Origin of the sequence: Nesterenkonia lutea (genome assembly GCF_014873955.1) — a bacterium.
In the GTDB taxonomy this organism is placed as follows: Bacteria; Actinomycetota; Actinomycetes; order Actinomycetales; family Micrococcaceae; genus Nesterenkonia; species Nesterenkonia lutea.
Window position 1 is genome coordinate 2,516,746 of record NZ_JADBED010000001.1, and the last position, 24,168, is coordinate 2,540,913.

Genomic DNA, 24,168 nt, shown 5'->3' on the forward strand with positions numbered 1-24,168 from the left:
ACAACTAAGCTGTAAACCAGGATAATTAGAACTGTCAGGGCGCCCAGGACAGTCAGGGCAGTCAGCACAGTCAGGACAGTCAGGACAACCGGGGAGGACCATGGAACTCAGACAGCTGCGATACTTCGTCGCCGTGGCGGAGGAGCTGCACTTCGGTCGGGCCGCGAGGCGCCTGCACCTCTCACAGTCTCCGCTGAGCGCGCAGATCCTGAAGCTCGAACAGGAGATCGGTCACCAGCTGTTCCACCGGACCACACGGCAGGTCACGCTGACCGGTCTGGGCAGAGAGTTTCACCGCCGGGTGATCGAGGTGCTCCAAGCGGCCGATGAGCTCAGCTCCGGCCTCGGCGGGGCTGCGGAGGGGACGGCCGGCCAGCTGCGCCTGGGGTTCGTCAGTTCCGCCAGCTATGCGCTGCTGCCGCGCGCCATCCGGCGCTTTCGGGAGGTCGCGCCTCAGGTCTCGCTGCAGCTGGAACCGCTGACCAGCAGTGAACAGGCCGAGGCGCTGCGCGAGGGGCAGTTGGACCTGGGAATCGTCAGAGGTGCTGACAGCGCCCCGGAGCTGCGGACGGAGGAGCTCCTCGCGGAGGAGATCATCGTCTGCCTGCCGGAGGATCATGATCTCGCGGGCCGAGCGGAGGTCTCTGCCCGGGAACTCGTGGAGGGTCCGCTGATCTTCTTCCCGCCGCGGGAGATGCCGGGATATGCCGCGGAGATCCGGCCGATCTTCGAGGGGCTGCGCTTTCCTCCGGTCTACGCCAGGATCATCCAGCAGGAGACGGCCCTGGGCTTTGTGGCGGCGGGGCTGGGATACACGCTGCTGCCGGCCTCGGTCACGGCCTTCGCGCCGCCCACCATCTGCCTCGCGAGCCTCTCGGGCCGACCACGCACCAGGGTCTACGCGGCCTTCTCCGAGCACCAGGTCTCCCCCGCCGCAGAGCTGTTCCTGAGCGTCCTGCGTGAGGTGAGTGCTCAGCTGCGCAGCTGAACGGGATCTGAGCTGAGCGGGATCACCACTCGGCTCCCGCTCGACAGATACGCTGTCTCATGCCAGGAAACGTTCAGTAGTATGGGCTCCATGAGTCCTGAGTCATCCCCCGAAGGGCAGCGCGCTCGGCACGGCGAGGACCCCGGGCCGGGCCCCAGGCCGGGCCCTCGGTCGGATCGTGGGACGGATCCTGCGCCGAAGACCGGACCAGATCCTGGACCGGCTCCCGAGTCGCTGCTGCGCAACCGCGCGGGCAGCGCGTGGGACCGCGAACGTTCGGAGCCGCTGGCGGCAGACAACCTGGCGGAGGTGATCGGGTTCAACGTGCGGGCGCTGCGGACCCAGCATGGGTTCTCCGTGTCCGACATGGCGACGAACATCGGCCTGTCCAAGGCGATGCTCTCCAAGATCGAGAACGCGCAGACCTCCTGCAGCCTCTCCACGCTGGCGCTCCTGGCGCAGGGGCTCGATGTGCCGGTGACCTCGCTGTTCCGTGGTGCTGACGCTGAGCGGGAAGCGGTGTACACCGAGGCCGGTGCCGGACCCATGATCACCCGCAACGGCACCAAGGCCGGGCACGCCTATGAGCTCCTGGGATCTCTGCGCGGTCAGCACAAGCGTTTGGAGTCCCTGCTGGTGACGCTGCGGCAGGACAGTGACGCCTATCCGCTGTTTCAACACCCCGGCACCGAGTTCATCTACATGCTCGAAGGGCAGATGCAGTACGGACACGGAATGTCCACCTACACCCTGCGCCCCGGCGACTCCCTGCAGTTCGACGGCGAGGCTCCCCACGGTCCGACGGCCCTGCTCACCCTGCCGATTCGATTCCTCTCAGTCATCGCCTTCCCGGACAACACCCCGCTCTGACCCGCGTCTGCTCATCCAGACGGCGCCGAGTACCTCTGCCACGGCGATCGCGGTGGCGGTGATCATGAGGCCGGGGTGGTCCAGGGGCAGGATCCCCGAGTACACAGTGGCAGCGCCGCCGTGATGCGCGGAGATGGAGACGCCGGCCGCGACCCCCACGGAGTGCGTCCCCGCGCTTGCCATCATCACCAGATGGATGACCACCATCGACGCGTTCATCATTGCGGTCATGCCCAGCGTGCGGGGCGAGGGACCACGCCACAGCCGCCCGGCACAGAACAGACACCCGAAGGCGAGGGCGGCCATCATGATGCTCAGCCAGAACGAGCCATGGCCGAGCATCATGATGTGCAGCGCGGCAGAGATCCCTGCCAGCACGGCCAGCCCACGGCGGGCGCGAGATGAGGATCCGAGACCCTCCGCAGGGACGATCTCGAGCAGGAGGGGCTGTGCCCGCGCAGTCATCTCGGCACCTCTCTAATGACAGCTGGAGGGCTGTTCCGCCGGCAGGTCCAGCATCGGGTTGCCGTCGAAGAATCCGGAGGGCTTCAGGTGCAGCCCCACTGTGGCCACCGGCATCACCGGCCAGTCCTCCGGGCGCACCACGTGGTGTGCGCAGAGAATGGGCCAGAGCACGAGATCCTCGCCCGCGAGGGACCGGTCCTGCTGGACATATTCCGGCAATCCTCCGGAGCTGGGGTTCTGTGGAACGTATTCTCCGGCGGCGTAGCGTTCCCGTTCGGCGAACTGGGTGGCCCAGAGATGCTTGCGGGCGAAGGCTCCCCGAGCGTGCTGCTGCGAGCCCGGCTGGGCCATCGGGAGTGCGAGCGTGCCCCCGAGCTCCACCTTGTAGCCGATGTCTCCGCCGAGCCGGTTCTTCTTCTCGGCGTTGGTGACCACCCATGAGCGTCCTCGCAGGGGATCCGCAGTGCGCTGGGCCGCCGACTCGGAGGCCAGCAGGGTCTTGGACTCATACCAGGCGTTGCCCCAGGGGTTGTCCTCCGGGGCCGCCACCTCGGACTGCAGCTCGTAGAGGTTGTTCCGGGGGCCGTCGACGTTCATGTCCAGGCGGACGGCGAAGAAATGCTGGTGGTTGGGGCCGTAGAGGCCCGGGGCGATGACCTTTCCGTACCTGGGGTCCTCCCCCTCCTCCAGGGCGCCGGTGGAGAGGACGCCGGTGAGCTTGGATTCGAACTCGATGGATCCGTCGAGGTAGAGGTACCAGTAGAAGCCGTAGTCGTAGTTGCCCACGGTGGTGAAGAAGGACACCACCAGGCGTCGATTGCGGCGGACCTCGCCGAGGCCGGTGCGGAAGTCGGTGTGCTTCCAGCCGATGCCGGAGTCTTCCTCGTGGATGCAGATGGCGTTGCTGATGCTGGTGGGCTCACCGTCCTGATTGCTCAGCACGGCATCGAGGTAGGTGATCTCACCGAGGCAGTCACAGCCGAGCTCCAGCGAGTTGGCGAGTCCACCCAGCCCGTACTCGCCCTCGTCGAAGACGTTCTTGTTCCAGTGGGTGTCCGCGGGGTCCCCGTAGGGGACATACATCTCAGCCAGTGAAGCCCGGTAGAGCACCGGACGTTCGGTGCCGCGGTCGTTGTAGCTGATGCTGTGCAGCACCACTCCCTCGCGGGCGGTGAAGCCGACCTGCAGCTTCCAGTTGGCCCATTCGATGCCGTGTCCCTCCACGCGGAAGGAGGGGCCCTCGGGCTGGGTGATGTGGATCGGCTTCATCCGGTCGCGGACCTTCTCGAAGTGCGGGGAGTTCTCCGGATCCGTGATGCGATCGGCGGTGTAGTTGCCCTTCTTGCTCGGCAGCGGCACCACCCCGGTGTCCTTGACGTCGACGATCTGGTTGTTGTCCAGGTCCACGGTGATGATCAGGTTCTCCACCGGACGGGCGTAGGCGTTGGCGTCATCCTCGCCCTGGATGAAGACGATCGGACGAGCAATTCGACGCTGGCTGGGGGCGTCGTCCTCCATGACGTAGCCTGCCGCCCATTTGTCCACCATGGCCCTGGAGAAGTCCTGGACGCCGCGCTTGCGCAGTGCCTCCTGGACCAGCGGATCCTGACGGATCATCTCCTCGCAGGCGAAGAACTCCTCCTCGGTCATCGGTGGCTGAGCATCCGGGATCTCGGTGTAGCTGGTCACCGCTTGGCTGCGGAGGTTGACCACGGCCTCCAGGGTCCGGTGCCGGGCATGGTCGCGAAGCAGGATGAATGCTTCACGGTCCCAGGGGGAGGACTCGGCGTCGAAGGCCCGGACTGTCGCCTTGGACGGCTCGCGGAGTTCGATGAAGACGAACCGCTGCTCCGCGGTGAACTCGGGATGCTCCTTGAGGATGGCCGAGGCGCTGCTGATCTCCTCGGCCCTCAGCGGCTCCAGTGGATGTGACGCCGTCGGCGTCTCGAGCTCGTGCGGTGCGGTCTGCTGCGTCATGGGATGCTCCTGCTCGGAGTGGATACGGTGTTTCTGCCTAGTTGTCACTGTTTACTATCCGTGAATTTCCCGCGGGCCGGAAGGGCTTCGGTCAGCTTTTACCTCTCCGCTCCGCAGGTTTTACGTGGGGGTTACCTCGGCGCCTCTGTCCTGGAGAGTCCTTGGACTCATGAAGTGCCCGCGGCGAGGCGCCCGGCCAGGCCACAGATCAGTCCACCAGCCAGGTCGGGGAGTCCAGGTACCTCTGGGCGACTTCCACGGCGCCGGGAAGCTGCGCGTCCCAGATCGCCGGCGGCAGGGCGTCCCTGCGGTGGGTGGTGGTCCACCCGAGCATGGTCAGTCGGCGCACCATGCTGAGGGCACATGCGTGGCGGAGATCCCGTGCGGAGAGACTCCGCACGCCCTGGTAGCCGGCGAGCCACTCTCTGGCGATCTGCGGGGTGTAGGGCTCGTGCTCGATGAAGGACAGTGCCGCGGCGAAGTCGTAGAGGTACCAGCCGTAGCCGCAGTCATCGAAGTCGATGACCGTGAGGCTGTCCTCGTGCATCATGATGTTCGAGGGACGCAGATCCGCATGGATCAGTCCCCAGCCCTGGTCCCCGGGCTGCAGTCCGTTGAGGTGCTGCACAGCGGCCGCCTCCGCAGACTCCAGGGTCTGCTGCTGCTGTGGGCTCATCTCGGCGGCGCGCCAGTCTCCCCAGCGACTGGAGTCCCAGAGCATGTCCTCCAGCCGCCACTGGAACCGGTCAAAGCCGACTGGTCGCTGCCACGAGTCGGCATGCTGATGGAACTTGGCCGTCGCCTCCCCGATAAGTCGGTAGTAGGAGGCCGGATCTGGCAGCGCGCCGATGATGTCTTCCAGCACGGCACCCTGGACGAAGGCGAAGGCCACCACGTGCCACGGCTCTTCCTCAGGGGCCGCGCCCTCCTGGGCACCGCGCTGAAAGGTATGCACCAGAGACCCGTCAGTCAGCGGCACCACTTCTGGGACGCTGACATCGATCTCCTCCCCCAGCGCCTGTACCCACTGGAGCTCGGAGCGGATCTGCAGAGAGTCGACATAGCTCGGACGGTGCACCCGCAGCACGGCGTAGGGAGCGCCGTCGACCTCAATGCGGAAGGTCGCGTTCTCGGAGACCGCGATCAGGCTCAGGACAGTTCGAGCGGGATCGAGGCCCCAGGCGGAGATGATCTGTCGACTGAGCCAGTCGGGGGCCGGTTCGCCCCTGTGCAGGCTCGCGAACGCGATGAACGGTTCGGCCGCCGACGCCATGGTCTGCGTCGACTCGGTCGCGATGGGCTCGTTGTGCAAAGCAATCTCCTCGTCAAGATGCAAGGAGGGCTGGGTGCCGATCTCACTGTGCCACGGGTTCAGGTCTTCTGCCGCTGGCACGGGCCGTTCTCGGGCAGGTTTTACAGGCCCTTCACGCAGGTGCCGGGGCGTAACGAACCATTCACCAATGCTGGGATCTTTGTAACGCTGCGGAAACATGCTTGTGGGCCGGCCGAGGGTGCGGGCTGAGACGATGGACTCCATCAGACGAGGGCTGGGTGCCTCCGCTGATCGATCTCAACTTCGAAGGACTCTCATGGCCTCGCGTTCCACCATCATGGACAACAACAGCTTTCGCGCCGAGCACGCCGCAGACCTGGATCCCGAGACGCGCAGGCTCACGGAGCGCCGCGAGGAGCTCCTCGGGGGCTCCTACCGGCTCTTCTACCGCAGGCCCGTGCACCTGGTCCGTGGCGAGGGCCAGTACCTCTGGGACGCCGTTGGGGAGAAGTACCTCGACATGTACAACAATGTGGCCTCCATCGGCCACGCCCATCCTGCGGTCGCGGAGGCGGTGCATGCCCAAATGCAGCGGCTGAACACCCATACGCGCTACCTCCATGAACGCATCCTGGACTACACCGATGACCTCTTGAGCACGCTGCCGGCGGAACTGGAGGCCGGTGACTACAAGGCCATGTTCATGTGCACCGGGTCAGAGGCGAACGATCTCGCGCTGCGTGTGGCGAAGACCCACACCGGGGGCACCGGATTCATCGCGACCACCGAGGCGTATCACGGCAACTCCGAGCTCAGCTCCTCGGTCTCCCCGGCGCTGGGCACGGGTCAGCCGATCGGCGAGAACGTCTGGCTCCTCCCAGCACCGGACAGCTACCGCACCGGCATCGCGGAGATCGGCCCCTGGTTCGCCGAGAAGATCCGCGCAGCCGTGACTGATATGGAGTCCAGGGGCGTCCGCTTCGCCGGGTTCATCGCCGATTCGATCTTCTCCTCCGACGGCGTCCTTCCCGGCAGCTACCTCGGGGAGGCGGTGGACGCGGTCCATGCGGCCGGCGGGGTCTTCATCGCCGACGAGGTCCAGCCCGGCTTTGCCCGCACCGGTGCGCAGTTCTGGGGCTTCGGCGCCCACGGCGTCGTTCCGGACATGATCACCACCGGCAAGCCCATGGGCAACGGGATCCCAGTCGCCGGGCTGCTCGCCAGGTCCGAGGTGCTGTCCTCCTTCAGCGACACGATCCCGTACTTCAACACCTTCGGCGGCAACCCGGTCTCGATGGCGGCTGCCCAGGCGGTGCTGGACGTGATCCGCCGTGAAGGCCTCCAGCAGCACGCTCAGGAGATCGGCGCCGAGGCGCTGGCCCGATTCCAGGAACTCGGCACCGCGCACTCAGCGGTGGGCGATGTCCGTGGCGCGGGGCTGTTCATCGGCTTCGAGCTGGTCAAGGACCGGCAGACCAGGGAGCCGGACCGAGACCTGGCGCTGGACATGCTCGAGGAGCTGCGCATGCGCGGTGTGCTCACCTCGGTGGCCGGACCACATGGAAACGTGCTGAAGCTGCGGCCTCCTCTGCCCTTCGGCCGCCAGGACATCGACTGGGCCGTCGGCGCGCTCGATGAATCACTCAAAGCACTCAGGTGAACCGTGAACCTGCCGACAGAGGCCGATCCTCCCGCCCAGGACCTCTACCTCCGGCTGTTGAAGATCCTGCGCGACGGGCGCTTCCGCCCCGGCGAGCGCCTCGGCAGTGAGCGGGCCCTGGCGGAGCAGCTGGGAGTGCCGCGCAGCGCCGTACGGCGCGGTCTGGACCGGCTCGAGGCCGAACACCGCGTCCGACGCGCCATGGGCCAGAGCGGCGGGGTCTTCGCCGACGACGGCAAGATCCAGCGGCATCTCAACACGGTCCAGGGTGTTCCCGACATGGTTCGCCACCAGGGGCTGACTGTGCATACTCAGGTGCTGCGCGCAGAACTTTCCCAGCCCTTCCCGGAGGAGCAGCGAGCTCTGCAGCTCGCGGAGTCGATGCCGGTAGTCCGGCTCATCCGGGTCCGCCACGCCGGCAGCGCGACCTGGTCCTTGGACACCTCGGTCCTACCCGCGCGCCGCTTCCCCGGCCTGCTGGCCCAGGACCTCACGGGTTCGCTGTACGCGCTGCTGGTCCGGGATCATGGCCTGGTCATCGACCGCGCCGATGAGACCGTGCAGGCGACGACGGCGACAGCGGTCGAATCCGAGCCTCTGCAGATCTCCCCCGGGGCCGGACTGCTGGAGATCCACCGCACCACCTATGACGACCACGAGCTGCCCGTGGAATACGCGCACGACTTCTTCCGCGCCGACCGCACCCGGCTGCACCTGCAGAAGGTCGGCACTAGCTGGAAACGTTCCCGGCCCTGAGGTTGAGCAGCCCTCCCTCGTGTCACCGAAGCTTCAGCCGATGCGCTCCTTCAGGAATGTCACCGCACGGTCCCAGGCCAGCTGGGCCTTCTCCGGGTCATAGGTGCCCAGCGGGTTCTCGTCATTGTGGAAGGCGTGGCCGGCGTCGTAGTAGTGGTAGGTGACCTCGGCGCCGGACTCGGCGCGGATCTGCTCCTCCTGCTCGCGGGCCTTCTCCACCGGGTAGTTCTGATCGTGCTCGGCGTAGTGGCCCTGCACGGCTGCCGTGACGCCGTTGTAGCTCTCGGGGACGCCCTGCCCGACTCCGTAGAACGGCACCGCCGCGGAGACCTTGTCTCCCTGTTGTGCGGCCATGGCCAGGACGAAGCCGCCGCCCATGCAGAAGCCGATGGCACCCACGGACTTCGAGCTCACGGCCTCCAGGCTCAGCAGATGGTCGGTGGCGCCGGCCAGCAGCCGCGCGCCCTCCTCGGCGGGGAGCCTGGACATCATCTCTCCGGCCTCCTCGCCGTCATGGGTGATGCTGCCCCCGTAGAGGTCAGGGGCCAGGGCGACGAACCCTTCAGCGGCCAGGCGATCGGCCACGTCCTTGATGTGATCGGTCAGACCCCACCACTCCTGGATGACGATGACCCCGGGCCCGGTGCCGCTCTGCGGCAGGGCCAGGTAGCCGTGGGCAGTGCTCGGTCCCTGTGCCGCGGGGTCGATCGTGAAGGTGGTGTTCTGGTGCGGGGTCTTTTCACTCATGGTCCGACTCTAGCGAATCGACCCCGCACCACAACCACCTGGTACCAGCTGCTGCGTGTTACTCCAGCTCGGAGGCCAGATCTCGCTCGTAGAGCTCCTCGAGGGACTCCTGCACCGAGGTCATCTCCTCCTGGACATCCACATCGGAGGTGAGGATCTCCTGCAGGGTCTGCGAGAGCTCCAGGTCCCCGCCGGGCAGGAAGACGCGAGCGTTGTCCTGCGAGCGTGCGCGCTCCAGCTGTTCCACGGCGACCTGGAACTGCGGGGTCTCCTCATAGACGGCGGACATGTCGGCATCCTGCTGGACCGGCATATAGCCCGTGGCCTCGGAGAACGTCGCGGTGTTCTCGGAGTTGGTCAGGAAGCCGATGAACATGGCCGCGGCCAGCTGCTCCTCCGGCTCCGACTCCGCCGAGATCATCAGTCCTGCACCACCGGTCGGGGTCTCACCCTCGGCCTCGGGACCGCCCGGGAGGAAGGCCACGCCCACCTCGAACTCGGCGATGTCCAGGATGCCGCCCAGTGATCCGGTGGACTGCACGATCTGGCTCGTCGCTCCGGCCCCGAAATCATCTGCCGGGTCTCCGGAGGAGACGGAGGCCCAGTCATCGGTGGCGTCCTGTGCGAACTGGATGGCCTCCACGGTCTCCTCCGAGGCGACCGGGGCGAAGTCCCACTCCTCAGACCAGGATCCGCCATAGCCCCAGATCAGGTTCTGCATCCACCAGGCGGGGTACTCCTCCTGGGGCGGGAAGGAGAATGCGGAATCGGCAGTCTCCGCCTCCATCAGCTGCTGGGAGACTTCACCGACCTCTTCCCAGGTCTCCGGGGGCGCTTCGATCCCGGCTTCCTCGTAGTGATCGGCGTTGTAATAGAACAGCGGGGTGGAGCGCGCATACGGCACGCCGTAGTGAGCGTCCTCGTAGTTGTAGTCCTCATAGAGGGCCTCCACGTAGCCGGAGGTGTCCACCTCTGCCGCTTCGAGCACCTCGTCGACCGCCAGCAGCGAGTCGTTGAGGTAGTTCGGGAACCAGGTCGCGTCGGAGAGGACGACGACGTCGGGGGTCGCCCCCGTGCCCTGCGAGGTCTGGAAGCCCTGGGAGGTCTCCTCATAGGTGGCGCCCGAGTTCTCGAGGGTGACCTCGATGCCGGTCTCCTCGGTGAACGCCTCGATCATGGCCTCTTCCTGCTCCACCGACGCGCCGGGGTGGTTGGACCAGAAGACGATCTCCTCGGCCGGTTCGACCTCGGCCCAATCGATGCCTTCGCCCGCCGTCTCCTCCTCGCCGGAGGTGTCGGGGCCGCAGGCGCTCAGCGCCAGCGCGGCGATGCTCAGGGCCGCCACGCCCTTCGTCGTCCTGCTGTTCATCAGCTTCTTCATGAGTGCTCCTTGTGGTGCGGTGAGTGATTCGAATTATCGACAGGAGGTCTGGGTGGCGTGACGGGGGAACCTCACGGGGGCGATCATTTGACCGAGCCCTGGGTAAGTCCGGCCACGATGTACTTCTGCAGCGCGGCGAAGATCACCAGCATCGGCACGATCACGATGACCGCGCCGGCCATGAGGATGCCGTAGCTGCCGGCCTGGGTCTCCACCGACTGGAGCAGGTTCAGCCCCACCGGCAGGGTCATCTTCTCCGCGCTGCCGGTGATCACCAGCGGCCACAGGAAGCTGTTCCACTCGTTGACCACGGTCACCAGGCCCACTGTGGCGATGGCCGGGATGGAGACCGGGGCGGCGATCTGGAAGAGCTTGCGGAAGTGTCCGGCGCCATCAAGCTCTGCCGCCTCGAACATCTCCTTGGGCAGGGCCTTGAAGTGCTGGCGCAGCAGGAAGGTGCCGAAGGCGGTGCCCAGACCCGGCAGGATGATCCCCCACAGGGTGTCGCGTCCGCCGAGCGAGGTGATGGTCAGGTAGTTCGGCAGCATGGACACCTCGGGCGGCACCATCAGCGCCACCAGGATGCCCAGGAAGATGAAGTTCCTGCCCGGCACGCGGATGAACACCAGCGCGTAGGCGGTGGTCACGGCCAGGAACACCTTGATGCTGGAGCCCACGAGCGTCACGTAGACGCTGTTGCCGAACATGGTCAGCAGCGGAACCCGGTCGACGACGTCGCCGTAGTTGCCCGCCGTGGGGTCCTGCGGCAGCAGCGTGGGGCTGAGCGTGACGATCTCGCTCGGCGGTTTGAAGCTGGAGGAGACCATCCAGGCCAGCGGCAGCACGATCACCAGCAGGGCCACGAAGATCGGCAGGTAGCCGGTGAAGATCGTGTCTGCGAGGTTCTGCCTGCTGAAGGCGTCCAACCAGCTGCCGCGGCGCATCTGCTTGCGTTCGGCCTTGGTGAGGTTCTTCTTCTCCGGCGCGATGCCCTGGGGCTTCGCCTCGCGCTCCGGGCTGCGTGTTCGGGTCAGGCTCATGAGTAGTGCACCTTCCGCTCGACGAAGCGCAGCTGGACCGCAGTGATGAAGAACAGGGTGAAGAAGAGCACCACGGCGATGGCGGCGGAGTATCCGGCCCGCTGGTAGGCGCCGAAGGACTGCAGATAGATCTCGAAGATGATCGTGTTCGTGCCGTGACCGCTGGGGGTCATGGTGCGCAGGATGTCAAAGGCGTTGGTCATCGAGAACAGGATGTTGGTGACCAGCAGGAAGAACACCGTGGGGGTCAGCAGCGGCAGGGTCACCGAGACGAAACGGCGGATCGGGCCGGCGCGGTCGATGGTCGCCGCCTCGATCAGGTCCTTGGGAATGGACTGCAGGCCCGCCAGGAAGACGACGGCGCAGTAGCCCAGGTTCTTCCAGACGTAGACGACGATCACCATGAGCAGGGACCAGTCCTCGTTGAGGTACCACTCGGGAGAGTCGAAGCCGAAGAAGTCGAGGATGTGCGCGAGGCCGCCGCGGGTGGGGTCGAAGATGAAGTTCCAGACCATGGCCACCCCGACGCCGGAGAGCACGTAGGGAGAGAACACCGCCGTGCGGGCGGCCGTCTTGCCGGGGATCTTCTTGTTCAGCACCAGGGCGATCAGCAGACCCAGCACCATGGAGCCGAGCACCGCGCCGGCGGTGAAGATGCCGGTCACCCGCCACACCTCGATCCCTGAGGCGGAGGTGAAGAACGAGGCGTAGTTCTCCAGCCCCACCGGAGTCGCGCTGGAGGAGCCCAGCCTCCAGTCCAGGGTGGAGTAGTACATGTTCGAGAACAGCGGGTAATAGATGAACGCGAGGATCAGCAGGATGTTCGGGCCTGCGAAGAGCAGAAACAGGGTCCAGTTCTTCGACTGCTGACGCCGACGTGCGCGAACGCGCGTCCGTTCCAGCTCAGTCTGCACAGCAGCGCTCATCCAGGTTCCTTCCAGTGTCTACACATGTCATGTTAGCCACACCACTGGCCGGAAGACGGACGCAACGTGAACTAGGCATGAACCCGGCTCGATTGAGACCAACATCACATTTGTGCAGTCTATGCGCAGGGCACCCCGATCCAGCTCGCTAGGCTGGGGACAGCGAACCGCGCCAGTGACGGCGAAGCCCCCTTCGACCTGAGGAGGAGCAGTGATGACCGACGCGATGCTGATGGTGGTCTTTGCCGTGCTGCTGCTCAACTACATCGTGGTCCTGCTGGTCTTTGCACGCCGCAGGCTGACCGCCAACTGGCTGCTGGTGATCCTGCTGACCGGCACCACCGGCGCCGCGCTCGCCGCAGTCCTGGCGGCGTTGGACCCGGGCAGCGATCGCCACCTCGACGTGGCACTGGTCCTCACCGGCACAGCCGCGGTGGCCGCGGCTGTGCGGGCCGGGATCGGCAGCTCCGCGCCTGCTGCTGCCACTGCCGCTGCCTCCGCCAAGCAGTCGCAGGGGGACTCACCGCAGGCCGGGCCGGCGTGACGGCGGTGATCGAGGTCGCGGCGCTGATCCTGCTCCTGTTGGGCGCCTTCTTCTTCAGCGTGGGCACCCTCGGACTGATCCGATTCCCGGATATGCGCAGCCGCCTGCATGCGCTGACCAAGGCGGACAACCTGGGACTGGGCCTGATCCTCGCGGGCATCGCGCTGCTGCTCGGCAGCTGGGCCTCGGCTCTCGTGCTGGGGCTGACCTGGGTGCTGGCGCTGAGCGCTGCCTCCATCTCGGCCCAGGTGCTCGGAGGCATCGACGCGCAGGAACAGGGCGAGGCGTGACGGTGTTGGGTCCCGCACCGGCGGGGGTCCCGGTGTCGGACATGATCCTGGGGGCGGGACTGCTCGCCTCGGTGCTGTGCACCGTGATTCCGCGCTCACGATTCACCCAGTCCATGGGCCTGCTCGGCCTGGGCGTGCTGTGCACCCTGGCCTGGCTGCGTCTGGGCAGCGTGGATGTGGCGCTGGCGGAGGCGAGCATCGGCGGGGGAATCCTGGCCGCGCTCCTGGTCTGGCTCTCCTTCCACGCCCCCGCCCACTCCTCCCCCGATGCCGCCGCCGAGCCGCGGTGGAGCTGGCTGCGCCCGGCAGCAGGCACAGTGTGTGCCGCCGCACTCGTCCTGGTCTTCGCCGCGGTGTGGCTCCGCGCGGAGCAGGCGCTGCCCGCCTGGGACGCGGCGCTGCGCCAGGAGATGACCATTGACGGGGTGGAACACGAGATCACCGGGGTCCTGCTCGTCTTCCGGTTCTACGACACGCTGCTGGAGACCGCGGTGCTGATGCTCACCGCCGTCGCCGCTCTGGCGCTGGGTCGGGATGAGACATCTGCTGGCCTGCCCGCCGTCAGCCAGCCTCTCTCCTCCGCGGGGCAGCCGGTGATCCCCTCGACACTGCACTGGCTCGTCCGCGTGCTGGCCCCGGTGCTGCTGCTGCTGGGACTGTGGCTTCTCTTCGCCGGGAGCACCGACTCCGGAGGTGCCTTTCAATCCGGCGCGGTGCTCTGTGCGGTGCTGATCCTGCTGCGCAGCTCCCAGGTTCCGCTCGGCGGCCTCACCCGAGTGTGGCTGCGCCCCGCGCTGGTGGCCGGGGTCATCGTGTTCATCCTGGCCGCGCTGACCCATCTTGCGGCACCCTTCTCCTTCCCCGTGCTGCTGACCGTGGAGATCCTGCTCGCGCTGGGGATCGCTGCGGGGCTCTACGCCCTGTATCTGAGTCTGGAGAACCCCACGTGATGCTCGCCCTGGGACTCTTCACGCTGGGCGAGGCACCGCTGACCCAGGTCCAGTGGTACCTCATGCTCGGCTCTGCGATCACGGTCATCGGCGCGGTCCGCATGCTGCTGACCCGAGATCTGGTGGCTCGGCTGATCGGGATGAACGTGACGAGCATCGGTTCGCTGATGATCATCCTCGCCCTTGCGGCCCGGCCCCGGGAGGCGGCGAGCTTCGCCGGGGGTTCAAGCGCGAATGACCCCGTGCTCACAGCGCTGGTGATCACCGGGCTGGTCATCACAGTGGCCTTCACCGGTCTCGGCGCGGTGCTGATCCGCAGGATCGAGGGGATTCAGGAGCCCGCCCATCGAGACCCAGCGGCAGGGTCGGACACGGGATCAGGCGCAGAACCAGACGCGGGAGAAGAGCCGTGAACGCCCCGCTGACGCTGACTCAGCTCTGCCTCGCCGGCGTGGTGATGATCCCGCTGCTGACCAGTGCGGTCAGCGTGCTGCTCGGCTCACGCGCCCGGCGGGTTCTGGGCGTGGTGACCGCGGCGGCGGTGCTCGGGCTGGGCGTTCCGCTGGTGGCGCAGGTGACCGCGGGGCAGACCGTGGAGCTGGCGCTCGGCGGATTCACCGCTCCGCTGGGCATCACGCTGCGCGCCGACGGTCTCTCCGCGCTGTTCCTCGCGATGACCGCTGTGGTCGGTGCTGTGGTCACCTGCTATGCGGCGGCCAGGCCCGACTCCACCGGGCTGCGCCTTGTGGGGAAGGACACCTGGCGCGCAGGCCAGACCGGTTTCTGGCCGCTGTGGCTGGGCTGCTGGGCGGGGTTGAACGCGATCTTCGTCTCCGCGGACCTGTTCAACACCTATGTGGGACTGGAGCTGGTCGGTCTCAGCGCAGTGGCGCTGGTCGCCCTCGGAGGCCGGGAGTCCTGGTCCAGCGCGCTGCGCTATCTCTTCATCACCGTCCTGGGATCGCTGCTGTTCCTGGTCGGGGTGGCGCTGATCTATTCCGTGACCGGCACGCTGGACCTGTTCGACGCGGGCGCAGCCATCGCCGAACTCGCACGCGCCGCAGACGCAACAGGCAGAACAGGCGGCACGGGCGGAACAGCCGGTGCGGGCGGCATCGGCGGAGCAGACCCGAGCGCCGGCGATCCTGCCGGGACCGGGCCGGCTGACCTCTCCCCGGTGGTGCTCGCGATGATCCTGATGAGCCTCGGTCTGGCGCTGAAGATGGCCCTGGTTCCGCTGCACCGCTGGCTGATCCCCGCCCATTCGGGTGCCCCCAGCGCGGTCTCGCCGCTGCTCTCGGGACTGGTGATCAAGGCCTCGCTGTTCGTGCTCCTGCGCTGCTGGCTCTGGGTCGCCGGGCCGCTGCCCGAACTCACCGTGCTGGCCTGGCTGTTGGCCGGCATGGGCGCGGCCGCGATCCTGATCGGTTCGGTGCTCGCACTGCGGCAGACCCATCTGAAGCCACTGGTGGCCTATTCCACAGTGGCCCAGGTGGGGTACTGGTTCCTGCTGCTGCCGCTGATCCTGGACCCTTCCGCGAGCGCCATGGAGGCACGGCCCGGCACCACGCTGGAGGACGGTTCGGTCCTGGCCGGAGCACTGAGCGGAACAGTGACGCTGGCCCTGGGCCACGGTCTGGCCAAGGCGAGCCTGTTCCTCTCCGCGGGACATCTCAAGGACCTCTACGGCACCGATGAGATCGCGGTGCTGCGCGGGGCCGGCCGGGAGCACCCCATGCTCATCCTGAGCATGGGACTCAGCGCGGTGGGACTGATCGGATTGCCGCTGTCGCTGGGATTCTCCGGGAAATGGCTGCTGGCGACCTCGGCGGTCGCCTCCGGCCACTACTGGATGCTGCCGGTGCTCGTCATCGGCACCCTGCTCAGTGCCGCCTATCTGGTGAAGGCCGTCGCCCCGCTGCTGGTCATGAGTGAGGACGATGACTCTGCGGTGTCGCTGCCCGAGGCGCAGACCACCGCGGGCTCCCCCGCACTGACCGGTCGGGCGCAGCTGGCCCCCTTCGTGCTGGGAAGCCTGACCGTGCTGACCGGCTTCCTGGGCGTCTGGTTCACCGGCGTGCTGGAGGTGGGCGCGCCATGGTGACCCTGTTCGAGCGGCTGCCCGGCGAGTTCCTCCCGGTGATCCCGGTGCTGATGGTCCTGCTGTCCCTGACGGCCGCCGTCGTCATCTTCCCGCTGCCCGAGAACAGGGTGAGGCTGCGCGCCGGGATCAACCTCACCGCCGCCGTGCTCAAGGTGCTGCTGGTCATCGCGCTGGTCCCCTCCGTGGTGGCCGACGGCGCCCGGCCCGAGTTCTCCGCCCCCTTCCTGCCTGGGATCGAGCTGGTGCTGCGGGTGGACCCGCTGGCGCTGTTCTTCGCCGGGCTCTCCTCGCTGCTGTGGCTGCTGACCACCATCTACGCCCTGGGATACCTGCGCGGCACGCAGAACAAGAGCCGCTTCTTCGGGTTCTTCAGCCTCTGCGTGACCGCCACTGTGGGCATCTCCTTCTCCGGAAACCTGATCACCTTCCTGGTCTTCTATGAGCTGCTGACCGTGGTGACCTATCCGCTGGTGGCCCACTGGGGCACCCCCGAGTCCCTGCGCGCCGCACGGATCTACCTGCGCTATGCCCTCAGCGGGGGCCTCGCCGTGCTGATCGGGGTGGTCTGGCTGACCATCTACGTCGGGCCGGTGAGCTTCGAGGCCGGCGGGGCGGCGGGCGTGGCCGAGCTGGTCCGCGATCAGCCGATGCCCGCCCTGGCGATCTTCGTGCTGCTGGTGGGAGGCCTGGGGGTCAAGGCCGCACTGTTCCCGCTGCACGGCTGGCTGCCGCTGGCGATGGTCGCCCCAGCACCGGTCTCGGCGCTGCTGCATGCGGTCGCCGTGGTCAAGGCCGGCGTCTTCGGGATCCTGCGCGTGGTCCACGACGTCTTCGGCGTGGAGGCCGCCGCCGAGCTCGGGGTCCTCACGCCCCTGCTGGTCCTCGCCGCCTTCACGGTGCTCTACGGCTCATACCAGGCGCTGCGGCAGGAGGAGCTGAAGAAGCGACTGGCGTACTCCACGGTCTCCCAGGTCAGCTATGTGGTGCTGGGAGTGACCATGATCAACGAGCTGGCCACCTCTGGCGGGGTGGTGCACCTGGTCCATCAGGGCATCATGAAGATCACCCTGTTCTTCTGTGCGGGACTCTTCGCCGAGGTCCTGCGCGCACACACCGTGACTGCGCTGCGCGGGGCTGGGCGCCGGATGCCGCTGACCTCGGTGGCGTTCACCGCAGGTGCCCTGGGCATGATCGGACTGCCGCCCACGGCGGGATTCATCTCCAAATGGCAGCTCGGCAGCGGAGCCGTGAGCTCGGACCAGTCCTGGGTGCTGTGGGTGCTGGTGGCCTCCTCGCTGCTCAACGCGGCCTATTTCCTGCCCGTGGTCTACTCCCTGTGGTTCGACGAACCCCCTGAACCCCCTGAAGATCCCGAAGGCCCCCGGACGACGACGGCGCGCGGCCCGAGCGAGGCGGATCCGCTGCGCGTCAAGGAGCCCAGATCCCTGGTAATCCCTGCGCTGATCACGGCCGGATTGACGGTGCTGCTGGGCCTGGTCGCCTCCCTGGCGTTCGCCCCGCTGCAGATCGCGCGGTTCATCGCCGAGGGGGTGCTGGGCTGATGCTGATCGCACTGAGCCTGCTGCTCCCGCTGGTGACCGTGCTCGGCCTCACCCTGACGGGGCTGCTCAGACCCGCCCACGCCTTCCTCGTGCGGCGGCGGCTGAGTCTCCTCGCTCCGCTGACGGTGCTGCCGGCGGTGCTCCTGGCCCTGCTCGCCGGCTCCGGCGCGGAGACAGTCGGCTCAGCCGAGGAGACTGCCGGCTCCGCCGCGACCCTCGACGTGCCCTGGCTGCTCTTCGGCGCGCACTTCGCGGTGGACCTCTATGCCAGGCCCCTGCTGCTGGTCGCGGCGCTGCTCTACGGAGCGGCCCTGACGGCGGTGAGCTGGGTCCGGCGGCAGGACAGCGAGCGCGGCGCCGGGGGCCTCTCAGCGTTCCTGCTGCTCAGCTATGTCGGCAACATCGGCACCTATATCGCCGCGGACGCGGTGAGCTTCTATACCTCCTTCGCGCTGATGAGCTTCTCCGCCGCGGGACTGGTGATCCATCACCGGACTCCGACGGCCCAGCGCGCCACGCGGATCTACCTGGTCATGTCCGTGCTCTCCGAGACCGCCATCCTGGCGGCGCTGCTGCTCATCGTCGCGGCCGGTGGCTTCATGCTGGATGACGCCGCGGACGCGGCGGGAACCGCCCACACCGGACTGATCCAGGCCCTGCTGTTCCTGGGCCTCGGGGTCAAGGCGGGCACGGTGCCGCTGCATGTCTGGCTGCCGCTGGCCCACCCCGCGGCCCCGCCCGCCGCCTCGGCGGTGCTCTCCGGAGCGATGGTCAACGCGGGGCTGATCGGCTGGATCCGGTTCCTGCCCGAGGGCGCCCGAGCCGGCGAGGTGCTGCTGACCCTGGCGCTCATCGGCGCCTTCGCCGCTGTCGTCCTGGGCGTCCTCCAGCATGATCCCAAGGTCATCCTGGCCTATTCGACGGTCTCCCAGCTGGGATTCATGACCGCCCTGATCGCCGTGGGCCTGCTGGATCCGGCGCTGCAGGGGGCGACGTCGGCGGCCGTGGTGCTCTACGCGGCCCACCACGGCCTGGCCAAGGGTGCGCTGTTCCTCGGTGTGCCGGTGGTCAGACACTTCGGACACGGCAGAGCCCGGCTCCCGGTCCTGGTGGGGATGCTCGGCGCAGGCCTCGCCGTGGCCGGCGCTCCGTGGACCTCCGGAGCCTTCGGAAAATACGTGTCCAAGGAGGCGGTGGGCGAGATCGGGCTGCTGGGCGTGGGCCTGGGGCACCTGCTGCCGCTGGTCGCCACCGGTTCGACCCTGCTGCTGCTGCGCTTCGCCGTGGTGATGTTCTCTGCCGAACGCGCTCCTCGGTCACGCCCGGACGGTGAGCTGCTCTCCTGGCTGGCGGTGTGCGCGGCCGGGATCGCGGTCCCCTGGGTCATCGGTGTCCGATGGGTGGTCGATGTCGCTGAGGAGGAGAAGATCAAGGTGCCCACCTGGGATGCGTCGACGCTCTGGGGAGCTGTCTGGCCGATCCTGCTCGGGCTGGTGCTGAGCGGGCTCGCCTTCGCCGCCGCGCGGAGGCGGCGGAGTCCGGCGCGCCGGAGTGCAGGCCAGGCGACGCAGGTGCCGCTGGTGCCACTGGTCCCGCCCGGGGATCTGCTGGGCGCCGAGGAGCGGATCATCCGGGGCATCCGCAGCTCCGGCGGGACGGTGCTGACCCGCACCCATCGGTTCACCGCTGACGCTGCCGCGCGCTGGGTCAGCTTCTGGGCCGGGCTCACCGGCAGGCTGCGCCAGGGGATCTCGGCGGGGGAGAATCGACTTAGCGGGTGGGAGTCCACCGGTCTGGCCCTGGTGGCGCTGCTCACCGGAGTCGTCCTGATCTCGATCATCCTGCTGGGGAGGGTGCCATGAGCGTCTCGGGAAGACCTCCCGCCACGGCCTGGGTGCTGACATCTCTGCTGCGAGGGGTCCTGCTGGGACTCCTCTGGTGGGGAGTGTCCGGCGGCAGTGCTGACTATCTGGTGTACGGAGCGGTCTCGGTGGTCCTGGCCACCGCGATGAGCCTCGCGCTGCTGCCGCCCCAGGGGCCGCCACTACCGGGCCGGTGGCCGCGACAGGTGCTGGGCGGCGTCGTCCTGGTCGGCTGGTTCCTCGGGCAGTCCGCGCTGGGCGGACTCGACGTGGCCCGGCGGGCGCTGGCTCGTCCCGTGAACATTGATCCCTGCGTGGTCCAGGCGCCCTTCGCCCTGCCGGAGGGACCCGCTCGGCAGCTGGCGGTGGTGATGATGAACCTGATGCCCGGATCCATGGTCCAGCGCGTGGTCACGGACTCCGGAGAGCCTGCCGATTTCACGGCGCAGGGGCCCGGAGAAGCGCCGGCCGGGGTCCAGCTGCACACCCTGTCCCCGGATTTGAACCCCGTCGAGCAGTGGGCCCGGCTGCAGCACCGGGTGGGCGCCGCCTTCGCGGTGCGAGCTTCGTCCTGAGGTCTTCGTTCTGATCTGGTTCGACTAGGTTGAAGGGATGAGACGACACCGCAACGCCGTCAATCTCCTGCTGTTCTTCGCCCCCATCGGCGTGGTGCTCTCGGCCATCCCGCAGGCCCCTGACTTCGCCCCGGCACTCGGGTGGGGACTCACGGTGGCGATGCTGCTGGGGGCACTGCTGCTGACGCTGCATGGTCGGCGCACCGAGCAGAGGACGCCGACCGAGCCTGCGCGGGAGGATCTCAGCCGATGAGCCGGTTGACGTTCTCCACTGAGAGGCCATGACCGGTCACCAGGGCCGAGGCGCCGAGGATCCCCGCCTGACCGCGGGTCTGTGTGCCGAGGATTCGCAGGTGCTGGGTGGCCAGCGGCAGGGAGCGTGAGTACACCGCCTCGCGGATGCCGGCGAGGAAGTGCTCACCGGCGGTGGAGACCACACCACCGATCACGATGACCGAGGGGTTCAACAGGTTCACGCAGCTGGCCAGCACGGACCCGACCTGCCTGCCCGCCTGACGGACGGTGAGCAGCGCCTCCGGGTCTCCGGAGCGGACCAGCTCCAGCAGGGCGGTGTGGTGGGGGACGTCGAAGCCGCTCTCCCGCAGCTGAGCGGCGATCGCCGGCCCCGAGGCCACGGCCTCCAGGCAGCCGGTGTTTCCACAGGTGCAGGGAGTGGCGCTGCCATCAGGAACGGCGATGTGGCCGAGATCCCCGGCGGCCCCCTGGGCCCCGTGCTGCAACCGACCGTCGCTGATGATGCCGGCGCCGATGCCGGTCGCCACCTTCACGAACATCATGTTCGAGACGTCCGGGTACTTGACCGCGTGCTCCCCCAGAGCCATGGCGTTGACATCGTTGTCCACCAATATGGGCACCGAGAACCATCGGCGCAGGTGGCCGGGAATGTCGAAGTGGTCCCACCCCGGCATGATGGGCGGACTCGTCAGCCGCCCGGTGGCGAACTCCACGGGTCCCGGCACTCCCACGCCGACCCCGAGCAGGTCGGCAGGACTGCGTCCGACCTCCTCCAGCAGGGTCGTGGCGATCCTGCCCACAGCATCGAGGACCACCACCGGGCCCTGGCTGATGTCGAGCCTCTCCTCCCGCTCCGCGAGCACGCGGGTCGCGAGGTCGGTCACGGCGATCCGGGCATGCGTCCCGCCGAGGTCCACCGCGAGCACAGTCCGCGCCTCGGGGTTGAAGGCAAAGGTGCTCGGCGGTCTGCCACCGGTGGAGGAGTTCTCCCCCGCGGGGCTGATCAGCGCTGAGGCCAGAAGCTCCTCGACCCGTGCAGAGATCGTCGAGCGGGCGAAACCGGTCATCTCCGCGAGGTCCGCCCGAGTGCGCGGAACCCCGTCTCGAAGGAGCTGGAACAGCGCCCCCGCACTGTTCGGCAGCGTGTTGCCCGCCGGCGCGGCTGCCGCGCCATTCTGCTCATCGATCACGGAGACAAAGACCATGTGCCAAGTAAACCACCCCCACTTCTGCATTAACCAGATCAAAAGTTTCCTAGTTTTTCCTTCACTTTTGATTGACTCACGACATAAGCCCCCCTAGATTGTGAGAATGGTCACACACAGTGATGGAGCCGAGCTCCTGAACATGCGCAGCATCACCAAGCACTTCCCTGGCGCCAAGGCGCTCGACGGCGTCGACCTGGACATCCGTGCCGGCGAGGTGCACTGCCTCCTCGGCCAGAACGGAGCTGGGAAGTCGACCCTGATCAAGGTCCTTTCCGGTGCACATCAGCCCACTGCGGGTGAGATCTTCTGGAAGGGCGAACGGGTGACCATCCCCACCACGATGGCCGCCCTGCGCCTGGGCATCGCCACGATGTACCAGGAGCTCGACGTGGTCGAGGGGCTCACCGTCGCCGAGAACATCTTCCTCGGCCATGAGCTCAGCTCGGGCGGCGTGCTGCAGCGCGCGACGGCCGTGGAGCGGACCCGCGAGCTGCTGCAGCGGCTGGGGCACCCCGAGATCCCGGCCCAGCGAGAGGTGGGGCGCCTCTCCGCGGCGGGCAAGCAGATCGTCTCCATGGCCCGAGCCCTCTCTCACGAGGCGCAGCTGATCACCATGGACGAGCCGTCGGCGGTGCTGGATCCCGAGGAGGTGGAGAACCTCTTCCGAGTGGTGCACTCGCTGCGGGACCAGGGCGTGGCCGTGGTCTACATCTCCCACCGCCTCGAGGAGATCCGCAGGATCGGTGACCGCATCACCGTGCTCAAGGACGGACGCACAGCGGCGACCAGCCTCGACGCCGCCGACACTCCCACCACGGAGCTCATCTCGCTGATGACCGGACATGAGGTGAGCAGCGACTTCGGCGGAGTCGCCAGCGGGCCCCTCGGTGATGAACCGCTGCTGGAGGTGGACGGGCTGAGCCTTGAGGGGGTCTTCGAGACCGTCTCGTTCGATATCCGCCCAGGCGAGGTGGTGGGACTGGCGGGTCTGGTGGGTGCGGGCAGATCAGAGATCCTGGAGACCATCTACGGTGCTCGCCGCGCCAGCACCGGGCAGGTCCGCGTCAAGGGACGAAAGCTGCGCCGCGGCTCCATCGACGACGCCGTGAACCACGGTATGGGGCTGGCCCCGGAGGAGCGCAAGAGTCAGGGACTCCTCCTGGACGAGCCGATCTACCGCAACATCACACTCTCCACCTTCGCACGCTTCGGCAGATCAGGTCTGCTGAACGAACGCGCGGAGAAGGCCGCATCCCAGGAACAGGCCGAGGCCCTGCACCTGTCACCCCCGGAAGTGCAGCGCAGCATCCGCACGCTCTCCGGCGGCAACCAGCAGAAGGTCATGCTTGCACGCTGGCTCGTGCATGGATGCGAGGTGCTGCTGCTGGATGAGCCCACGCGCGGCGTCGACGTGGGCGCCCGGGCCGAGATCTACGCCCTGGTGCGGAAGCTCAGCCGACAGGGAGCCGCCGTGCTGATGGTCTCGAGTGAGATCGAGGAGGTGCTCGGACTCGCCGATCGAGTCCTCGTCATCGCCGAAGGCTGGGTGGTCCACACCGGCCCCACCAAGGACATCGATGAACACCAGGTCCTCGACCTCATCATGGAAGGAGCTCACGCATGAGCGAAACAACAGCAGCAGGCTCCGCCCCCGGCACGGACACCTCCGCCGTCTCGGCCCAGGAGCCCGGCAGCCGCAGAGACCGAGGCAACGGCAACGGGAAGAAGACAGCCACGGGCACGAAGCTGAGCCTCGGACACAGCCTCGGTCTGGTGCTCGCGCTGGCGGCTCTGGTCGTCCTGGGCATCATCACCGGCGGGACACGCTTTCTGAGCGTGGACAACCTCATGGTCATCCTCCAGCAGGCCGCCGTGGTCGGGGTGATCAGCATCGGAGCGACCTTCGTGATCACCTCCGGAGGCATCGATCTCTCCGTGGGCTCGGTGATGGGGCTGGCCACGATCTGGGCCACCACCCTGGGCACGCAGGCCATCGCCATGGACTTCCACTGGCTGATCATGGTCTTCACGGCTCTTGCGGTGGGCGTCGCCGCAGGCCTGCTCAACGGCATCATCATCGCCTACGGGAAGGTCGTGCCGTTCATCGCGACCCTGGCCATGCTCGTCGCCGCGCGAGGCTTCGCCGAGCTCATCTCGGGACGGCAGACCCAGATCGTCAGCGTGCCGGGATTCACGAACGCGTTCCGCAGGGACATCCTCGGCATCCCCGTCATCGTCTGGATGTTCGTTCTCGTCGCTGTGGCCGGATGGTTCCTGTTCAATCGCACGACCTTCGGGCGCCGAACGATCGCCGTGGGCGGAAATCGCGAAGCGGCCCGGCTGGCCGGCATCAAGGTCAATCGCCACCTCGTGATGGTCTACGCACTTTCCGGTCTCTGCGTCGGGATCAGCGCCGTGATGATGCTCAGCCGCACCACCGCCGGGTCCTCCACCAACGGCTACCTCTATGAGCTTGACGTGATCGCCATCGTGGTCGTCGGCGGCACGCTGCTGGCAGGCGGGCGCGGCACCATCTTCGGCACCGTGCTCGGCGTGCTCATCTTTGCCGTGCTCACCAACGTCTTCGTCCAGAACAACCTCGACTCTTCAGTCCAGTCGGTGGTCAAAGGCGCGATCATCGTCGGCGCCGTCCTGCTGCAGCAACGGTTCTCCTCTCACAGTCGAACCTGACCCACCACACTTCTCCCGCACCACGACACTCGCACAGCTGAATC

23 protein-coding genes are annotated in these 24,168 nt (G+C 67.5%); 15 read left to right on the forward strand and 8 right to left on the reverse strand.

Going from position 1 to position 24,168, the window contains the following annotated elements:
- Positions 1 to 100 precede the first annotated feature (100 nt).
- Together H4W27_RS11475 and H4W27_RS11480 are read left to right on the forward strand one after the other, a co-directional pair.
- A complete protein-coding gene (locus tag H4W27_RS11475; protein ID WP_192596050.1) occupies positions 101 to 988 on the forward strand; it encodes a LysR family transcriptional regulator in 888 nt (295 codons plus the stop codon).
- 90 nt (positions 989 to 1,078) lie between these two features.
- A complete protein-coding gene (locus H4W27_RS11480; protein ID WP_192596051.1) occupies positions 1,079 to 1,858 on the forward strand; it encodes a helix-turn-helix domain-containing protein in 780 nt (259 codons plus the stop codon).
- Here H4W27_RS11480 and H4W27_RS11485 read toward each other — a convergent pair.
- From H4W27_RS11485 to H4W27_RS11495, 3 genes are all read right to left on the reverse strand, one after another.
- Entirely contained in the window at positions 1,823 to 2,323 is a 501-nt protein-coding gene (locus H4W27_RS11485) for a hypothetical protein (RefSeq protein ID WP_192596052.1), read from the reverse strand. The two genes, H4W27_RS11480 and H4W27_RS11485, sit on opposite strands and share 36 nt — an antisense overlap.
- A 12-nt stretch (positions 2,324 to 2,335) precedes the next feature.
- A complete protein-coding gene (locus H4W27_RS11490) occupies positions 2,336 to 4,300 on the reverse strand; it encodes a primary-amine oxidase (protein ID WP_192596053.1) in 1,965 nt (654 codons plus the stop codon).
- A 208-nt stretch (positions 4,301 to 4,508) separates the two neighbouring features.
- Positions 4,509 to 5,693 carry a phosphotransferase enzyme family protein gene (locus H4W27_RS11495; protein ID WP_192596054.1) on the reverse strand — a complete coding sequence of 395 codons (1,185 nt, stop codon included), beginning with the start codon at positions 5,691 to 5,693 and terminating at the stop codon, positions 4,509 to 4,511.
- A gap of 196 nt (positions 5,694 to 5,889) precedes the next feature.
- On the opposite strand from H4W27_RS11495, the gene H4W27_RS11500 reads away from it, so the two are divergent.
- Both H4W27_RS11500 and H4W27_RS11505 read left to right on the forward strand, forming a co-directional pair.
- On the forward strand, positions 5,890 to 7,233 hold the full coding sequence (locus H4W27_RS11500) for an aspartate aminotransferase family protein (RefSeq protein ID WP_192596055.1): 1,344 nt from the start codon (positions 5,890 to 5,892) through the stop codon (positions 7,231 to 7,233).
- Between the two features lie 3 nt (positions 7,234 to 7,236).
- The gene (locus H4W27_RS11505; RefSeq protein ID WP_192596056.1) at positions 7,237 to 7,989 is read left to right on the forward strand and encodes a GntR family transcriptional regulator; all 753 of its coding nucleotides are present in this window, start codon (positions 7,237 to 7,239) and stop codon (positions 7,987 to 7,989) included.
- 33 nt (positions 7,990 to 8,022) lie between these two features.
- On the opposite strand, the gene H4W27_RS11510 is transcribed toward H4W27_RS11505, so the two are convergent.
- The 4 genes from H4W27_RS11510 to H4W27_RS11525 form a co-directional block, all read right to left on the reverse strand.
- Positions 8,023 to 8,736 (reverse strand): dienelactone hydrolase family protein, encoded by a 714-nt coding sequence (locus H4W27_RS11510; protein ID WP_192596057.1) that lies wholly within the window; start codon positions 8,734 to 8,736, stop codon positions 8,023 to 8,025.
- A gap of 58 nt (positions 8,737 to 8,794) precedes the next feature.
- Entirely contained in the window at positions 8,795 to 10,117 is a 1,323-nt protein-coding gene (locus tag H4W27_RS11515) for an ABC transporter substrate-binding protein (protein WP_192596058.1), read from the reverse strand.
- An 83-nt stretch (positions 10,118 to 10,200) separates the two neighbouring features.
- Complete coding sequence (locus tag H4W27_RS11520; protein WP_192596579.1) at positions 10,201 to 11,061, reverse strand: carbohydrate ABC transporter permease; 861 nt, start codon at positions 11,059 to 11,061, stop codon at positions 10,201 to 10,203.
- A gap of 92 nt (positions 11,062 to 11,153) precedes the next feature.
- Positions 11,154 to 12,083, reverse strand: a complete 930-nt coding sequence (locus H4W27_RS11525; protein ID WP_192596059.1) for a carbohydrate ABC transporter permease — start codon at positions 12,081 to 12,083, stop codon at positions 11,154 to 11,156.
- Positions 12,084 to 12,297: 214 nt separating this feature from the next.
- Between H4W27_RS11525 and H4W27_RS11530 the strand changes: the two genes are divergently transcribed.
- From H4W27_RS11530 to H4W27_RS11570, 9 genes are read left to right on the forward strand one after another with little or no spacing between them, the layout of a single operon-like run.
- Positions 12,298 to 12,627, forward strand: a complete 330-nt coding sequence (locus H4W27_RS11530) for a hypothetical protein (RefSeq protein ID WP_192596060.1) — start codon at positions 12,298 to 12,300, stop codon at positions 12,625 to 12,627.
- A complete protein-coding gene (locus H4W27_RS11535) occupies positions 12,624 to 12,917 on the forward strand; it encodes a monovalent cation/H(+) antiporter subunit G (protein ID WP_318782334.1) in 294 nt (97 codons plus the stop codon). Before H4W27_RS11530 ends, H4W27_RS11535 begins: the two co-directional genes overlap by 4 nt.
- A 2-nt stretch (positions 12,918 to 12,919) precedes the next feature.
- Positions 12,920 to 13,867, forward strand: a complete 948-nt coding sequence (locus H4W27_RS11540) for a Na(+)/H(+) antiporter subunit B (protein WP_192596061.1) — start codon at positions 12,920 to 12,922, stop codon at positions 13,865 to 13,867.
- Positions 13,867 to 14,280 carry an NADH-quinone oxidoreductase subunit K gene (locus H4W27_RS11545; RefSeq protein WP_192596581.1) on the forward strand — a complete coding sequence of 138 codons (414 nt, stop codon included), beginning with the start codon at positions 13,867 to 13,869 and terminating at the stop codon, positions 14,278 to 14,280. The genes H4W27_RS11540 and H4W27_RS11545 overlap by 1 nt, the downstream gene beginning before the upstream one ends.
- On the forward strand, positions 14,277 to 15,971 hold the full coding sequence (locus H4W27_RS11550) for a complex I subunit 5 family protein (protein WP_318782335.1): 1,695 nt from the start codon (positions 14,277 to 14,279) through the stop codon (positions 15,969 to 15,971). The genes H4W27_RS11545 and H4W27_RS11550 overlap by 4 nt, the downstream gene beginning before the upstream one ends.
- Positions 15,965 to 17,533 (forward strand): complex I subunit 5 family protein, encoded by a 1,569-nt coding sequence (locus H4W27_RS11555; protein WP_192596062.1) that lies wholly within the window; start codon positions 15,965 to 15,967, stop codon positions 17,531 to 17,533. Before H4W27_RS11550 ends, H4W27_RS11555 begins: the two co-directional genes overlap by 7 nt.
- A complete protein-coding gene (locus H4W27_RS11560; protein WP_225939101.1) occupies positions 17,533 to 19,395 on the forward strand; it encodes a proton-conducting transporter transmembrane domain-containing protein in 1,863 nt (620 codons plus the stop codon). The genes H4W27_RS11555 and H4W27_RS11560 overlap by 1 nt, the downstream gene beginning before the upstream one ends.
- Positions 19,392 to 19,970 carry a Na+/H+ antiporter subunit E gene (locus H4W27_RS11565; RefSeq protein WP_192596063.1) on the forward strand — a complete coding sequence of 193 codons (579 nt, stop codon included), beginning with the start codon at positions 19,392 to 19,394 and terminating at the stop codon, positions 19,968 to 19,970. Before H4W27_RS11560 ends, H4W27_RS11565 begins: the two co-directional genes overlap by 4 nt.
- 37 nt (positions 19,971 to 20,007) lie before the next feature.
- Positions 20,008 to 20,223, forward strand: coding sequence for a hypothetical protein (locus H4W27_RS11570; protein ID WP_192596064.1), 216 nt, complete (start codon positions 20,008 to 20,010; stop codon positions 20,221 to 20,223).
- Here H4W27_RS11570 and H4W27_RS11575 read toward each other — a convergent pair.
- Positions 20,213 to 21,430 carry an ROK family transcriptional regulator gene (locus H4W27_RS11575; protein ID WP_192596065.1) on the reverse strand — a complete coding sequence of 406 codons (1,218 nt, stop codon included), beginning with the start codon at positions 21,428 to 21,430 and terminating at the stop codon, positions 20,213 to 20,215. The two genes, H4W27_RS11570 and H4W27_RS11575, sit on opposite strands and share 11 nt — an antisense overlap.
- A gap of 106 nt (positions 21,431 to 21,536) precedes the next feature.
- Here H4W27_RS11575 and H4W27_RS11580 point away from each other — a divergent pair, with 106 nt between their 5' ends.
- Both H4W27_RS11580 and H4W27_RS11585 read left to right on the forward strand, forming a co-directional pair.
- Positions 21,537 to 23,057 (forward strand): sugar ABC transporter ATP-binding protein, encoded by a 1,521-nt coding sequence (locus H4W27_RS11580; RefSeq protein WP_192596066.1) that lies wholly within the window; start codon positions 21,537 to 21,539, stop codon positions 23,055 to 23,057.
- Positions 23,054 to 24,124 carry an ABC transporter permease gene (locus H4W27_RS11585; RefSeq protein WP_192596067.1) on the forward strand — a complete coding sequence of 357 codons (1,071 nt, stop codon included), beginning with the start codon at positions 23,054 to 23,056 and terminating at the stop codon, positions 24,122 to 24,124. The genes H4W27_RS11580 and H4W27_RS11585 overlap by 4 nt, the downstream gene beginning before the upstream one ends.
- Positions 24,125 to 24,168: the final 44 nt, after the last annotated feature.

Bases quoted from the DNA above. Each gene is read 5' to 3' on its own strand.
- H4W27_RS11565 (WP_192596063.1), top strand. From the start codon at position 19,392: ATGAGCGTCTCGGGAAGACCTCCCGCCACGGCCTGGGTGCTGACATCT.
- H4W27_RS11530 (WP_192596060.1), top strand. From the start codon at position 12,298: ATGACCGACGCGATGCTGATGGTGGTCTTTGCCGTGCTGCTGCTCAAC.
- H4W27_RS11555 (WP_192596062.1), top strand. From the start codon at position 15,965: ATGGTGACCCTGTTCGAGCGGCTGCCCGGCGAGTTCCTCCCGGTGATC.
- H4W27_RS11475 (WP_192596050.1), top strand. From the start codon at position 101: ATGGAACTCAGACAGCTGCGATACTTCGTCGCCGTGGCGGAGGAGCTG.
- H4W27_RS11480 (WP_192596051.1), top strand. From the start codon at position 1,079: ATGAGTCCTGAGTCATCCCCCGAAGGGCAGCGCGCTCGGCACGGCGAG.
- H4W27_RS11575 (WP_192596065.1), bottom strand. From the start codon at position 21,430: ATGGTCTTTGTCTCCGTGATCGATGAGCAGAATGGCGCGGCAGCCGCG.
- H4W27_RS11570 (WP_192596064.1), top strand. From the start codon at position 20,008: ATGAGACGACACCGCAACGCCGTCAATCTCCTGCTGTTCTTCGCCCCC.
- H4W27_RS11545 (WP_192596581.1), top strand. From the start codon at position 13,867: ATGCTCGCCCTGGGACTCTTCACGCTGGGCGAGGCACCGCTGACCCAG.
- H4W27_RS11525 (WP_192596059.1), bottom strand. From the start codon at position 12,083: ATGAGCGCTGCTGTGCAGACTGAGCTGGAACGGACGCGCGTTCGCGCA.
- H4W27_RS11560 (WP_225939101.1), top strand. From the start codon at position 17,533: ATGCTGATCGCACTGAGCCTGCTGCTCCCGCTGGTGACCGTGCTCGGC.
- H4W27_RS11490 (WP_192596053.1), bottom strand. From the start codon at position 4,300: ATGACGCAGCAGACCGCACCGCACGAGCTCGAGACGCCGACGGCGTCA.
- H4W27_RS11510 (WP_192596057.1), bottom strand. From the start codon at position 8,736: ATGAGTGAAAAGACCCCGCACCAGAACACCACCTTCACGATCGACCCC.
- H4W27_RS11500 (WP_192596055.1), top strand. From the start codon at position 5,890: ATGGCCTCGCGTTCCACCATCATGGACAACAACAGCTTTCGCGCCGAG.
- H4W27_RS11515 (WP_192596058.1), bottom strand. From the start codon at position 10,117: ATGAAGAAGCTGATGAACAGCAGGACGACGAAGGGCGTGGCGGCCCTG.
- H4W27_RS11585 (WP_192596067.1), top strand. From the start codon at position 23,054: ATGAGCGAAACAACAGCAGCAGGCTCCGCCCCCGGCACGGACACCTCC.
- H4W27_RS11580 (WP_192596066.1), top strand. From the start codon at position 21,537: ATGGTCACACACAGTGATGGAGCCGAGCTCCTGAACATGCGCAGCATC.
- H4W27_RS11485 (WP_192596052.1), bottom strand. From the start codon at position 2,323: ATGACTGCGCGGGCACAGCCCCTCCTGCTCGAGATCGTCCCTGCGGAG.
- H4W27_RS11520 (WP_192596579.1), bottom strand. From the start codon at position 11,061: ATGCGCCGCGGCAGCTGGTTGGACGCCTTCAGCAGGCAGAACCTCGCA.